This window comes from Streptomyces sp. WM6372, assembly GCF_001279655.1.
In the GTDB taxonomy this organism is placed as follows: domain Bacteria; phylum Actinomycetota; class Actinomycetes; order Streptomycetales; family Streptomycetaceae; genus Streptomyces.
Genome location: NZ_LGDB01000200.1, coordinates 34,479 through 47,335, shown reverse-complemented (window position 1 = coordinate 47,335; position 12,857 = coordinate 34,479). Strand labels below are relative to the sequence as shown.

Genomic DNA, 12,857 nt, shown 5'->3' with positions numbered 1-12,857 from the left:
CCGGACGGGTGTACGAGCGGGTACGAGTACGTCAGGTACCCCGGCTCGTCCGGCTCAGCGGACGGTGAAGTGGACCGCGTCCTCCATGAACGGGATGTCCAGCCCGTGGGGCTCCATCACCAGCGCGAGCAGCGTGATCGCCACGCCGAGCAGCCCGTACGTGACCATGTCCGTGAAGCGGGAGCGCACCGCGAGCATCCCCACCTGCGGCAGCACCCGCCGCAGCACGGAGGCCGCGATCAGGGCCACGCCCATCACCAGGCAGCCGGCGCGGGGGTGGCCCAGCGCGGTCAGGAGCAGCCCTACGGCGGTGGCGGCGAGCACGCTGAGCATCGGCCACTGGCGCGCCGCGAGGGCGTCACCGGGCGCGGCCCGGCCGTGGCCCTCGGGGCGGGCGGTGTCCTTGGTGATGGAGGGGAAGCGGCGCGACTTCGCGGCCTCGGGGGCGGGGGCGGCGGCACCGGCAGCACCGGCAGCACCGGCCCCAGGGGCACCGGGACCGGCGACCCCGGCCTCAGCACCGGCGGCCCCGGCACCGGCGGCCCCGGGCTCGGCCCCGGCACCGGCACCGGCGCCGGGCTCGGGCTTGGCGCCGGTCCCCGCTTCCGCTTCGTGCTCAGCCCGCACTGTTCGACGTCCGTTCCGCCGCCTCGACGACGTTCACGAGCAGCTGCGCCCGCGTCATCGGGCCGACACCGCCCGGGTTCGGGGAGATCCAGCCGGCCACCTCGGCGACGCCCGGGTGCACGTCACCGACGATCTTGCCGTTCTCGTCGCGGCTGACGCCCACGTCCAGCACGGCCGCGCCGGGCTTCACGTCCTCCGGCTTGACCAGGTGCGGGACGCCCGCGGCCGCCACGATGATGTCCGCCTGGCGCAGCTGGGCCGCCAGGTCGCGGGTGCCGGTGTGGCACAGGGTGACGGTGGCGTTCTCCGACTTGCGGGTCAGCAGCAGGCCCATGGAGCGCCCGACGGTGATGCCGCGGCCGAGGAGCACCACGTGCGCGCCGTTGATCTCGATGCCGTGGTGGCGCAGCAGCTGCACGATCCCGTACGGGGTGCAGGGCAGCGGGCCCGGCTCGTTCAGCACCAGCCGGCCCAGCGACATCGGGTGCAGGCCGTCGGCGTCCTTCGCGGGGTCCATCAGCTCCAGGACCCGGTTGGTGTCGATGCCCTTGGGGAGCGGGAGTTGGACGATGTAGCCGGTGCACTCCGGGTTCGCGTTGAGTTCCCGTACGACCGCCTCGATGTCCTCCTGGGAGGCCGTCGCGGGCAGTTCGCGCTGGATGGACGCGATGCCGACCTCGGCGCAGTCCTTGTGCTTGCCGTTGACGTACCAGCGGCTGCCCGGGTCGTCGCCGACCAGCAGGGTGCCGAGGCCGGGGGTGATGCCCCGGGCCTTGAGCGCCGCCACGCGGGCGGTCAGTTCGGACTTGATCGCGGCGGCGGTGGCCTTGCCATCGAGAATCTGGGCGGTCATGGCCCCATCCTCCCGGATGGACCGGCCTCGCTTCCAGTCGCGGGGCCCGGTCGGGCGCTCCGTACCGGGCTTGACCCGTTCATTGCACTTGCACAACAAGTGACCGGCCCGGCGCGCCGTCGCTGGACAACTCCGGCCCGATCGGCCCACGATGACGGATAAAGAGTGCCGCGGGCAGTGCCGGGGGGCGGACCGCACATCGCAGTGATTCCTCCGTGCGTGCCGTGCGTCCCCGCACTTCCACGGAGGAACACCCCAAGATGAGCTTCGGCGACCCGAACAACCCGTACGGGCAGCAGCAGCCGCCGGCCCCTCAGGGCCAGCCCGGCTACGGCTACCCGCAGCAGGCCCCGCAGGGCATCCCGCCGCAGGGCGGCTACGCCTACCCGCAGCAGGCCCCACAGGGCCAGCCCGGCTACGGCTACCCGAACCAGGGCTATCCGGCCGGACCCGGCGGCTACCCGGGCATGCCCATGCAGATGCCGGGTCTGCTGAAGACCGCGCGCGTGCTCCTCTTCATCATCGCGGGCCTTCAGCTGATCATCGGCGCGTTCGCCCTGCTCGGGGCGGCCTTCGTCTCCAGTGCCGACTCCAGCGGCTACGGCAGCAGCAGCTCGGGCCAGATGGCCGCCGGCGTGATCGCCGCCATCGCCCTGCTCGCCATCGCCTTCGCCGTGTGGGCGATCGTCCTCGGCGTGAAGTTCGGCAAGGGCGGCAACGCCACGCGGATCACGACGATCGTGTACTCCGTCCTCTTCCTGCTCAGCAGCCTCTCCAACTTCGCGACCATGAGCAGCAACGGAGCCGCGGGCCCCTCGATGGCGGGCGGTGTGATCGGCCTCGCCATCGGCGTGGTCATCCTGATCGCCGCGGTCAACAAGGACTCGGTGGCCTGGTTCAACCGCCCGCGCTACTGATCCCCGTACGGGTCCTCGTACGGATCCACGTACGGATCCACGTACGGATCCACGTACGGTCCCGGCAGCACGGCGAAGGCCGCCACCCGCAGGGGGTGGCGGCCTTCGCCGTGTTCGGGGAGCCGGCCCCGGCTCAGTGGAAGAAGTGCCGGGTCCCGGTGAAGTACATGGTCACGCCCGCCGCCTTCGCGGCCTCGACGACCTGCTCGTCACGGACCGAACCGCCCGGCTGGACCACGGCCTTGATGCCCGCGGCGGTCAGGATCTCCAGCCCGTCCGGGAACGGGAAGAAGGCGTCGGAGGCGGCGTACGAGCCCTGCGCGCGCTCGGCGCCCGCCCGCTCGACGGCCAGCTTCGCCGAGTCGACGCGGTTGACCTGGCCCATGCCGACGCCGACCGAGGCGCCGTCCTTGGCGAGCAGGATCGCGTTGGACTTGACGGCCCGGCAGGCCTTCCACGCGAAGGCGAGTTCGGCGAGCTCCTCCGGGGAGAGGGCGTCGCCGGTGGCGAGGGTCCAGTTCGCCGGGTCGTCGCCCTCGGCCTGGAAGAGGTCGGACTGCTGGAGCAGCGCGCCGCCGGAGATCGGCTTCAGGTCGCCCGGCTGGTGCGGGGTGCCGTCGACCTTGAGGACGCGGATGTTCTTCTTCTTGGCCAGGACCTCGACCGCGCCGTCCTCGTACGAGGGGGCGGCGATGACCTCGGTGAAGATCTCCGCGACCTGCTCGGCGAGCTCGACGGTCACCGGGCGGTTGACGGCGATGACGCCGCCGAAGGCCGACAGCGGGTCGCAGGCGTGCGCCTTGCGGTGCGCGGCCGCGACGTCCGCGCCGACGGCGATGCCGCACGGGTTGGCGTGCTTGATGATCGCGACGCAGGGCTCGTCGTGGTCGTACGCGGCGCGGCGGGCGGCCTCGGTGTCCACGTAGTTGTTGAAGGACATCTCCTTGCCGTGCAGCTGCTCGGCGTTGGCGAGCCCGCCCGGCTGGCCGTCCGTGTAGAGGGCGGCGGCCTGGTGCGGGTTCTCGCCGTAGCGGAGGGTGGACTTGCGGTCCCAGGCGCCGGCCAGGAACTCGGGGAGCACGGCCTCCGGCTCCGGGGCGTACGCATTCGTGAACCAGGAGGCCACGGCGACGTCGTACGCGGCGGTGTGCTGGAAGGCCTCGGCGGCCAGCCGCTTGCGCGCGGTGAGGTCGAAGCCGCCGCCCTGGGCCGCGGCGAGGACGTCGGCGTACCGGGCGGGGCTGGTGACGACGGCGACCGACGGGTGGTTCTTGGCGGCGGCGCGGACCATCGACGGGCCGCCGATGTCGATCTGCTCGACGCACTCGTCGGGGGTGGCGCCGGAGGCGACGGTCTCCCGGAACGGGTAGAGGTTGACGATCACCAGGTCGAAGGGCTCGATGCCGAGCTCGGCGAGCTGGCTGCGGTGGTCCTCCAGGCGCAGGTCGGCGAGGATGCCGGCGTGCACGCGCGGGTGCAGGGTCTTGACCCGGCCGTCCAGGCACTCGGGGAAGCCGGTGAGCTCCTCGACCTTGGTGACGGGCACGCCGGCCGCGGCGATCTTGGCGGCGGTGGAGCCGGTGGAGACGAGCGCGACGCCCGCCTCGTGCAGGCCGCGGGCCAGCTCCTCCAGTCCCGTCTTGTCGTAGACACTGACGAGCGCGCGCCGGATCGGCCGCTTCGACGAGCTCGACGAGGTGGTGCTGCTCTCTACGGCGGTCACTGGATCGTTACCTTTCGTCCCTCAATGCGGTAGCCGTGCCGGGCCAGGCGCCCCACGACGTCGACGAGCAGCTGGCGCTCGACTTCCTTGATGCGCTCGTGCAGAGCGTCTTCGTCGTCCCCGTCCCGGACCTCGACCACACCCTGGGCGATGATCGGACCGGTGTCCACGCCGGCGTCCACGAAGTGGACCGTGCAGCCGGTGACCTTCGCGCCGTAGGCGAGGGCGTCCCGTACGCCGTGGGCGCCCGGGAAGGCCGGGAGGAGGGCGGGGTGCGTGTTGACGAAGCGGCCGCCGAAGCGGCCGATGAACGAGGCGCCCACGATCTTCATGAACCCGGCGGACACGACGAGGTCCGGCGCGTGGGCGTCGGTCGCCTCGGTCAGGGCGGCGTCCCACTCCTCGCGGGTCGCGTACGCCTTCACCGGGCACACGAAGGTGGGGATCCCGGCCTTCTCGGCCCGCTCCAGGCCGGCGATGTTCTCGCGGTCGGCCCCCACGGCGACGACTTCGGCGCCGAAGCCCTCGGCTCCGCCGGGGTGGGCGTCGATGGCGTCGAGCAGGGCCTGGAGGTTGGTGCCGGAACCGGAGACCAGCACGACCAGGCGGGAGGCGGCCATGGGAGGCCCTTTCTGCGGGAATGCGTCCATACGTACTTCACGTACTTCCGTACATCTTGTGTGATCAGACGAAAGCAGGGCGCCCCGAAATACGGGTGACCCTACGAAGCCGCCGACCGCCTGCAACGATACCGGCACACCGGACGGCCCCCGAGGGACGGGGGGACGGGCGAGGGGTAGCGTCTGGCGTACAAGCCGCATACGGCGCGGTGCGCAGCACCGTGCCGCACGTCAACAGCCCTTCGACGCACGCCGCTCACGAGGCCCACGGCGTCCTTGGACGTCCACGACACAGGGGAAGTAACGCACTCGATGCCGGATCGCCGCCAGCCCGACTCCTCCACCGACGACAACCCCTTCGCGGCTCCCCCGGAAGGCCGGCCCGACCAGCCGTGGCAGCCGCGCAGCAGTGGCGACGGCGGCGGCCGCCCGGGCGAGGACCCCGGATCCGGCCCCGGCGGGCCGGCGCGCTGGGACCCGACGGACCCGATCCAGCGGCGCGCCCGGTACGCGCTGCTGGCCGGCATGTGGGGCTTCTTCTTCGGGATCTTCGGGATCCCGTCGGTGGGTCTGCTGCTCGGTGCGCTCGCCCTGTACTGGGGGATCAGCGGGCTGCGCGGGAAGCCGGTGGCGGCAGCATCCTCGTCCGCGTCCGCGGTGGACGCCCTGACGGGCCGCGCTCCCGATCCCGCCCCCGCCCCCCAGGGGGGCCTGGCGGCCCTGGGGCCGGCGGCGCGCCCGCAGCGGACGGCGGCGGTCGGCGGGCTGGTCACGGCCTCGCTCGCGATCCTGCTGGCGCTGAGCTCGTACGCCTTGCAGCTGGCCTACAAGGACTTCTACGTCTGCCGTGAGGACGCCCTCACGAAATCGGCGGAACTGCAGTGCAACAACCTGCTGCCGGACAACATGCTGGGCAAGATCCTGAAGGTCCAGCAGTAGGAGCGGGCTCTCAGGCCGGCGGCTTGCGGCGGACCACCACGCGGGCGCCGGCCACGGGCGGGACGAGGGGCCGCGGCGGCGCTCCGGCCGGTTTCGCCGGAATCGGAATCGGCGTCAGGCCCGTCGGCGTCAGGTCCGTCGGCGTCAGATCCGTCGGCGTCAGGTCCAGGTGAAGCCCCGTCACGACGGTGAGCCGGCGCCGCGGTTTGGGTGCGGCGGCGACCGGCCCCGCAGGGGCCTCGGCCGGCGGCGGTTCCTGAGGGGATTCCCGCGGCGGCTCCCGGGGCAGGTCCGGGATCAGGGCCCCCGCCGCCCGGCGCAGGGCCTCCCAGCGCAGTTCCCGTACGCCGCTGTCGTGCCACTCGTCCTCGGCGTCCAGCGCGAGCGCTTCCGCCTGCCGGGCGGGCCGGGTCCGCCAGGAGTGCACCGACACCGCGACCGGAACCGCCAGGAGCAGGGTCCAGGCGAAGGCGGCCGCGCCGGTCGTCCACCACACCGGGCCGAAGCTCGCCAGCCCCCGCGAGCCGAGCGGCCCCGAGGAGGCCGCCGCGAGCCCGGCCAGCAGCAGCCCGCACACCAGGGCGCCCAGAGCCGCCGTCAGGGCGGTCTCCTTGTACGAGACTTCACGCGCCCGGCGTACGGCGAACCACCCGACTGCCAGCCCGGCCAGCAGCGGCACCCCGGCGCTCGCACAGGTCAGCAGGGTCCCGGGCCCCTCCGGCGGCAGCGCCGCAAGCAGCGGGAACCTCGGCAGCGCAGGCGAACCGGCGAAGCCGAGCGGGGTCGCGGTCGCGCCCGCGCCGAGGGCGAAGCCGGGACCGAGGGCGTAGGCGGCGCCCCAGACCACGGCATTCGGGAGCAGCGCGAGGGCGAGGAGCAGGACCGCGAAACGGCCGGACCAGACCCCGGTCAGCGCCAGGAAGGACGCCTGGACCTCGGCGGCGTGCCAGGCGAGCGAGGCCCCGACGAGCAGCGCGCCGCCGCCCAGCAGGACGAGGGCCCCGGCGGCTCCGGCGCGCAGCGCGACGGGGTAGCGGGGGCGGGCGGCGGCCCGGCGCACGGCGGCCGGAACCCAGTGCGGCAGCGGCCCGACCGGACGCCCCTTGGCCGCCCAGACCCCGCCGGCGGCGGCGAGCACGGCGACGAGCGGGACGTGCAAGGCGGCGCTGAGGGGGTCGGCGGGCATCGGGCCGGCGGCCGCGTAGACGGTGGCGAGGGATCCGACGCAGAGGTATCCGCAGGTCACGGCGGAGAAGACGGCGGAGGCGGGCAGCACTTCGTCGCCGTCCCCGCCGTCGCCGCCATCGCGGCCGTCGCCGGATGCGCTGCCGAGCCGTGCCGCCCGGCGCATGAGCAGCGCGGGCAGCGCGACGAGCAGCAGCGGGGTCACGCCGACGGGGGCCGGCACTCCGGAGAGGGTCTCGTACCGGACGAGCTCGGTCCCGTGGGCGAGCAGCCAGAGCCCGGCGGCCAGGTGCAGGGCACCGCCGGGGCCGCTGTCGGGGTAGGGCGAGCTGATCCAGAGCACGATGACGAGCACGGCGAGGAAGCCGAGCCCGAGCCCGGCGGCGACGGCCCCGCCCAGCACGCAGGCGGCGGCGGCCGGCGAACGGCGCCGCCGGGCGGCGGCCCGGGGGGCCGCCGGCAACGGGGTCCCGCGTTCGGTCACTTGGGTCACCCCGCCATGGTGCCAACGACACGCGCTATGGACGGGTAACAGGCGAATGTCCGTGGTGTCGCTCAATATACGTTTTATGTACTTTTTCGCCCAGGTCTGTCGGCAGGTCACGGGGAGTGTGGCATGACAGAGAGCGTCGAGGAGCCGAGGCTCCCCTCGCCCAAGGAACGCCGCGGACTGCGCGAGGCGGCCGGCCTGACGTACGAGGCCGTCGCGACGGCGGTGGGCGTCAGGGCCGACACGGTCCGCTCCTGGGAATCGGGGCGCACCCACCCCCGAGGCCGCAAACGCGAGGCGTACGCCGCTTTCCTGGAGTCCCTCGCTCCGGCGCCCGCGGCGCCCGACACCGCGCCCGCGGGCGCGGTGTCGGGCGCCGCCGGGTCGACCACCGCCGTCCGGCCGACGGACGCGGGCCCGCAGGACACCGCGCCGGCTGAGCCGGTGTCAGCCCCCGCTGCCGTGACGGCGGCCGCCCGGACGGCCCCTGCGGCCGCGGTGCGGATGCCCGGGGCCATGCGGCCCTTCGGCATGACCGGGCACGGGCCGCGGACCCGGCCGCCGGTCGCGGCCAAGCGGGCCGCGAAGCCGCCGACGGCCGTGCCCCGCCACGAGGCGAAGTTCACCGTCAGGGCCACCGCCCGGGCCATCGGCACGCCCGGCCCCCTGCCGTGCCCCGCCCCCGTCCTCGCCCCCGCCGAAGCCTTGGTGCACCCCCCGGCCGAAGCCGGGGCGGCCTCCCCGGAGGCGTCCGAGCAGCCCCCGGCCGGCCCGGAGGGCCACGGGCCCGCGCCCGCACCCGCACCCGCACCCGCACCCGGAGAGGCTCCCGGGGAGGCCGGCGCCGAAGCCACAGCGGCCGCGGCCGCGGCCGCGACGGCCGGCCCGGAGGGGCACGGGCCCGCGCCCGCCGCGACGACCCCACCCGACCCCGCGGCGGCCGCGCCGCCCGGGCCCCCCGGGCCCGGGGCCGCGTTCGACGCGCTGTACGCGTACGCCGCGCCCGCGCTCGCGCGGCAGGCGTACCTGCTCACCGGCCGCCGCCGGCTCGCCCAAGAGGCGGTCGAGCGGGCGTTCGAGCGGGCCTGGGCCCGGTGGCCCGAGGTGGCCGTCGATCCCGACCCCGTCGGCTGGGTGCGCGCGGCCGCGTACGAGTACGCCCTCTCCCCCTGGCACGGGCTCCGCCGCGCCCACAAGCACCCCGACAAGGCCCCCGCCGCGCCCGCCGACCGGATCCTGATGGACGCCATGCTGGCGCTCCCGCCGGCCCACCGCCGTACCGTCCTGCTCTACGACGGCGTCGGCCTCGACCTGCCCGACACCGCAGCCGAGACCGAGGCCACCACCCCCACCGCCGGCCACCGCCTCCTGCACGCGCACGCCGCCCTCGCCGACCGCATCCCGGAACTGGCCGCCGCGCCCGCCGAGAAGCAGTCCGCGGTGCTGCGCGAGCGGCTCGGCGCCGTCACTCCGGCCGTCCCGCTGGAACCCCGCCCCGCAACCTCCGTACGCCTCGCCGCCGAGTACCGCGCCACGCGGTGGACCCGCGCGTTCCTGGGCCTGACCGCGGTGATCGCCGTGGCGACCGCGTACACCACCGCGACCGCGCCCCGCCAGTACGAGCCCCCCATCGCGCCCGGCGCGAGCGTCTCCGGGGTCCCCCCGCTCGCCGGCCCCCAGCGGCTCACCGACGAGACCCGGCAGCTGCGCGAAAGGCTGCGCGCGCACCCCGCCCACCGGCCCGAGCGGCTCGCCCCCAGCCTCGAATAGCCGACGGAAACGGGCGTGGCCCGCACCCCACTCGGGGATGCGGGCCACGCCCGTACAGCCGTACGCGCACGTACGGCAGCGGCAAGCGTTACTTCGCGGCGTTCAGGATCTCGCGCGCCAGCTTGGCCGTCTCGGTCGGCGTCTTGCCGACCTTGACGCCGGCGGCCTCGAGGGCCTCCTTCTTGGCCTGCGCGGTGCCGGAGGAGCCGGAGACGATGGCGCCGGCGTGGCCCATGGTCTTGCCCTCGGGGGCGGTGAAGCCCGCGACGTAGCCGACGACCGGCTTGGTGACGTTCTTCGCGATGAAGTCCGCCGCACGCTCCTCGGCGTCGCCGCCGATCTCGCCGATCATGACGATGAGCTCGGTCTCCGGGTCGGCCTCGAAGGCCTCCAGGGCGTCGATGTGCGTGGTGCCGATGACCGGGTCGCCACCGATGCCGACGGCGGAGGTGAAGCCGATGTCGCGCAGCTCGTACATCATCTGGTAGGTCAGCGTGCCGGACTTGGACACGAGACCGATCTTGCCGGGCTTGGTGATGTCGCCCGGGATGATGCCGGCGTTGGACTGGCCGGGGGTGATCAGACCCGGGCAGTTCGGGCCGATGATCCGGGTCTTGTTGCCCTTGGCGGTCGCGTACGCCCAGAAGGCGGCGGAGTCGTGCACCGCGATGCCCTCGGTGATGACGACGGCCAGCGGGATCTCGGCGTCGATGGCCTCGACGACGGCGGCCTTGGCGAAGGCCGGCGGGACGAAGAGGACGGAGACGTTGGCGCCCGTCTCCTTCATCGCCTCGGCGACGGAGCCGAAGACCGGGACCTCGGTGCCGTCGAAGTCGACGGTCGTGCCGGCCTTGCGCGGGTTCACGCCGCCGACGATGTTGGTGCCGTCAGCCAGCATCAGCTTGGTGTGCTTCATGCCCGTGGCACCGGTCATGCCCTGGACGATGACCTTGCTGTCCTTGTTGAGGAAGATAGCCATGTGAGTCTGTGACCTCTGCCCTTACTTCGCAGCCGCGAGCTCGGCGGCCTTGTCGGCCGCGCCGTCCATGGTGTCCACGCGCTGGACCAGCGGGTGGTTGGCGTCCGAGAGGATCTTGCGACCCAGCTCGGCGTTGTTGCCGTCGAGACGGACGACGAGGGGCTTGGTGACCTCTTCGCCCTTGTCCTTCAGCAGCTGGAGCGCCTGGACGATGCCGTTGGCGACCTCGTCACACGCGGTGATGCCACCGAAGACGTTGACGAAGACGGACTTGACGTCCGGGTCGCCGAGGATGATCTCGAGACCGTTGGCCATGACGGCGGCGGAGGCGCCACCGCCGATGTCCAGGAAGTTGGCGGGCTTGACGCCGCCGTGGTTCTCACCGGCGTACGCGACGACGTCGAGGGTGCTCATGACGAGACCCGCGCCGTTGCCGATGATGCCGACCTCGCCGTCGAGCTTCACGTAGTTGAGGTTCTTCGCCTTGGCGGCGGCCTCGAGCGGGTTCGCGGCCGCGTGGTCCACGAACTCCTCGTGGCCCGGCTGGCGGAACTCGGCGTTCTCGTCGAGCGAGACCTTGCCGTCAAGGGCGATGACGTCGCCGGAGGCGACCTTCGCGAGCGGGTTGACCTCGACGAGGAGCGCGTCCTCGGCGATGAAGGTGTCCCACAGGGTCACGAGGACCTCGGCGACCTTCTCGGCGACCTCGGCCGGGAACTGCGCCAGGGCGACGATCTCGCGGGCCTTCTCGATGGTCACGCCCTCGTTGGCGTTCACCGGGACCTTGGCGAGCTTCTCCGGGGTCTCCTCGGCGACCTGCTCGATGTCCATGCCACCCGCGACCGAGGCCATGGCCAGGAAGGTGCGGTTGGTGCGGTCCAGCAGGTACGAGACGTAGTACTCCTCGAGGATCTCGGGGGCGGTCTCGGCGATCATCACCTTGTGGACCGTGTGGCCCTTGATGTCCATGCCCAGGATGTCCGTCGCGCGGGCGACGGCCTCGTCCGGGGTGGCGGCGAGCTTGACGCCGCCGGCCTTGCCACGGCCGCCGACCTTCACCTGCGCCTTGACGACCGACTTGCCGCCCAGCCGCTCGGTGGCCTCGCGAGCCGCCTCAGGCGTGTCGATGACTTCACCGGCCAGCACCGGTACACCGTGCTTGGCGAAGAGGTCCCTCGCCTGGTACTCGAACAGGTCCACGCGCGTCCGTCCCTTGTCTTCAAAGATTCGCAGTGATTCGCGGTTGTCTGCGTGGGCGTGCCGCGGAGGGCAACGTGACGGCGCTGTCACTAGGGAGGCGCACACGGTGACCGTGGACGCGGCATGTCCGTCCCGCAGGTTATCCCCGTGGGACGTGGGTCCCTAAATCGCAGATCACACCTGAGCGGTGATACCTGTCACAGATCCCCTCACGGTTGAGCTGGATATTCGTGCGATCCGCCAGGTGTGGTGGCGCACGGTGGAGGAGGATCGCGACCCCGCCGCGGGAGGGATCGCGACCGCGTGGCGGGGCGGGGCGCGGGGCCCGGCGGGAGGGGACCGACAGGTCGGTCAGGGGACGGGCAGGGGGCGCTTCTCCAGGGCCGCGGCCATCACCTCCGGGAACAGGTCGGGGGTGCAGGCGAAGGCCGGGGCCCCAAGTGCCGCAAGGGCTGCGGCGTGTTCGCGGTCGTAGGCGGGAGCCCCCTCGTCGGACAGTGCGAGCAGGGTCACGAACTCGACCCCGGACGCCTTCATGGCCGCGACCCGGCCCAGCATCTCGTTGCGTATGCCGCCCTCGTAGAGATCACTGATCAGGACGACGACGGTGTCGGCGGGACGGGTGATCTTGGACTGGCAGTAGGCGAGGGCGCGGTTGATGTCGGTGCCGCCGCCGAGCTGCGTACCGAAGAGAACGTCGACCGGATCCGCCAGCTGATCCGTCAAGTCCACGACCGCGGTGTCGAACACGACGAGCCGGGTCGCGAGCGAACGCATCGAGGCGAGCACCGCGCCGAAGACGGAGGCGTAGACGACGGAGGCCGCCATCGAGCCGGACTGGTCGATGCAGAGGACCACCTCTTTCTTCACCGCCTGGGCGGCGCGCCCGTATCCGATGAGCCGCTCGGGAACGACGGTGCGGTACTCCGGCAGGTAGTTCTTCAGATTCGCCCGGATGGTCCGGTCCCAGTCGATGTCCGCGTGCCGGGGGCGGCTGGTGCGGGCGCAGCGGTCGAGGGCTCCGGTGAGGGTGGCCCGGGTGCGGGACGCGAGCCGTTTCTCCATCTGCTCGACCACCTTGCGGACGACGGCGCGGGCCGTTTCGCGCGTGGTCTCGGGCATGGCCTTGTTGAGGGAGAGGAGGGTGCCGACGAGGTGCACGTCGGGCTCGACGGCCTTCAGCATCTCGGGCTCCAGGAGGAGGGAGGCGAGGCCGAGCCGCTCGATGGCGTCCCGCTGCATGATCTGGACGACGGAGCTCGGGAAGTACGTACGGATGTCCCCGAGCCAGCGGGCCACGCGCGGCGCGGAGCCGCCGAGCCCCGCACCCCGCTGCCCGCCCTTCCCGTAGAGCGCCGAGAGCGCGGCGTCCATCGCGGCCTCCCGCCCGCCCAGCACGCACCCGGTCCCGTCCTCCTCCCCGCCGAGCACCATCCGCCACCTCCGCAGCCGGCCCTCTCCGGAGGCGTCCGCCGCTGCCGCGTCCCCTGTACCGGTCATCTCCCCGTTCCCTTCCGCTGCTGGTCCTGTCCGCCGCTGGTTGGCCACCTGTTG

General features: G+C 73.2%; 11 protein-coding genes. 3 read left to right on the top strand and 8 right to left on the bottom strand.

Annotated elements, in window-relative coordinates; all coding sequences use genetic code 11:
- Positions 1 to 54: 54 nt before the first annotated feature.
- Together ADK52_RS24600 and ADK52_RS24595 are read right to left on the bottom strand one after the other, a co-directional pair.
- Positions 55 to 627 carry a DUF3017 domain-containing protein gene (locus ADK52_RS24600; protein WP_053692015.1) on the bottom strand — a complete coding sequence of 191 codons (573 nt, stop codon included), beginning with the start codon at positions 625 to 627 and terminating at the stop codon, positions 55 to 57.
- Positions 617 to 1,480 (bottom strand): bifunctional methylenetetrahydrofolate dehydrogenase/methenyltetrahydrofolate cyclohydrolase, encoded by an 864-nt coding sequence (locus ADK52_RS24595; protein WP_030154841.1) that lies wholly within the window; start codon positions 1,478 to 1,480, stop codon positions 617 to 619. Before ADK52_RS24595 ends, ADK52_RS24600 begins: the two co-directional genes overlap by 11 nt.
- A gap of 260 nt (positions 1,481 to 1,740) precedes the next feature.
- Here ADK52_RS24595 and ADK52_RS24590 point away from each other — a divergent pair, with 260 nt between their 5' ends.
- Positions 1,741 to 2,397, top strand: coding sequence for a hypothetical protein (locus tag ADK52_RS24590; protein ID WP_053692014.1), 657 nt, complete (start codon positions 1,741 to 1,743; stop codon positions 2,395 to 2,397).
- A 133-nt stretch (positions 2,398 to 2,530) separates the two neighbouring features.
- On the opposite strand, the gene purH is transcribed toward ADK52_RS24590, so the two are convergent.
- Both purH and purN read right to left on the bottom strand, forming a co-directional pair.
- Positions 2,531 to 4,120: a bifunctional phosphoribosylaminoimidazolecarboxamide formyltransferase/IMP cyclohydrolase gene (gene purH, locus ADK52_RS24585; protein ID WP_053692013.1), complete on the bottom strand. Its 1,590-nt coding sequence runs from the start codon at positions 4,118 to 4,120 to the stop codon at positions 2,531 to 2,533.
- Positions 4,117 to 4,740, bottom strand: a complete 624-nt coding sequence (gene purN / locus ADK52_RS24580) for a phosphoribosylglycinamide formyltransferase (protein ID WP_053692012.1) — start codon at positions 4,738 to 4,740, stop codon at positions 4,117 to 4,119. Before purN ends, purH begins: the two co-directional genes overlap by 4 nt.
- A 312-nt stretch (positions 4,741 to 5,052) precedes the next feature.
- Between purN and ADK52_RS24575 the strand changes: the two genes are divergently transcribed.
- Positions 5,053 to 5,679, top strand: coding sequence for a hypothetical protein (locus ADK52_RS24575; protein WP_053692011.1), 627 nt, complete (start codon positions 5,053 to 5,055; stop codon positions 5,677 to 5,679).
- Between the two features lie 10 nt (positions 5,680 to 5,689).
- Here ADK52_RS24575 and ADK52_RS42540 read toward each other — a convergent pair whose 3' ends face one another.
- Positions 5,690 to 7,357 (bottom strand): DUF6350 family protein, encoded by a 1,668-nt coding sequence (locus ADK52_RS42540; RefSeq protein ID WP_159046019.1) that lies wholly within the window; start codon positions 7,355 to 7,357, stop codon positions 5,690 to 5,692.
- A 123-nt stretch (positions 7,358 to 7,480) separates the two neighbouring features.
- Here ADK52_RS42540 and ADK52_RS44590 point away from each other — a divergent pair, with 123 nt between their 5' ends.
- On the top strand, positions 7,481 to 9,124 hold the full coding sequence (locus ADK52_RS44590) for a helix-turn-helix domain-containing protein (RefSeq protein ID WP_053692009.1): 1,644 nt from the start codon (positions 7,481 to 7,483) through the stop codon (positions 9,122 to 9,124).
- Between the two features lie 88 nt (positions 9,125 to 9,212).
- Here ADK52_RS44590 and sucD read toward each other — a convergent pair whose 3' ends face one another.
- The 3 genes from sucD to ADK52_RS24550 form a co-directional block, all read right to left on the bottom strand.
- Positions 9,213 to 10,103 carry a succinate--CoA ligase subunit alpha gene (gene sucD / locus ADK52_RS24560; protein ID WP_030864229.1) on the bottom strand — a complete coding sequence of 297 codons (891 nt, stop codon included), beginning with the start codon at positions 10,101 to 10,103 and terminating at the stop codon, positions 9,213 to 9,215.
- A 21-nt stretch (positions 10,104 to 10,124) separates the two neighbouring features.
- Entirely contained in the window at positions 10,125 to 11,303 is a 1,179-nt protein-coding gene (gene sucC / locus ADK52_RS24555) for an ADP-forming succinate--CoA ligase subunit beta (protein ID WP_030154827.1), read from the bottom strand.
- Between the two features lie 351 nt (positions 11,304 to 11,654).
- Positions 11,655 to 12,803 (bottom strand): VWA domain-containing protein, encoded by a 1,149-nt coding sequence (locus ADK52_RS24550; RefSeq protein WP_053692008.1) that lies wholly within the window; start codon positions 12,801 to 12,803, stop codon positions 11,655 to 11,657.
- Between the last annotated feature and the right edge of the window lie 54 nt (positions 12,804 to 12,857).

Bases quoted from the DNA above. Each gene is read 5' to 3' on its own strand.
- ADK52_RS24595 (WP_030154841.1), bottom strand. From the start codon at position 1,480: ATGACCGCCCAGATTCTCGATGGCAAGGCCACCGCCGCCGCGATCAAG.
- ADK52_RS24590 (WP_053692014.1), top strand. From the start codon at position 1,741: ATGAGCTTCGGCGACCCGAACAACCCGTACGGGCAGCAGCAGCCGCCG.
- purN (WP_053692012.1), bottom strand. From the start codon at position 4,740: ATGGCCGCCTCCCGCCTGGTCGTGCTGGTCTCCGGTTCCGGCACCAAC.
- ADK52_RS24575 (WP_053692011.1), top strand. From the start codon at position 5,053: ATGCCGGATCGCCGCCAGCCCGACTCCTCCACCGACGACAACCCCTTC.
- ADK52_RS44590 (WP_053692009.1), top strand. From the start codon at position 7,481: ATGACAGAGAGCGTCGAGGAGCCGAGGCTCCCCTCGCCCAAGGAACGC.
- sucD (WP_030864229.1), bottom strand. From the start codon at position 10,103: ATGGCTATCTTCCTCAACAAGGACAGCAAGGTCATCGTCCAGGGCATG.
- ADK52_RS24550 (WP_053692008.1), bottom strand. From the start codon at position 12,803: ATGACCGGTACAGGGGACGCGGCAGCGGCGGACGCCTCCGGAGAGGGC.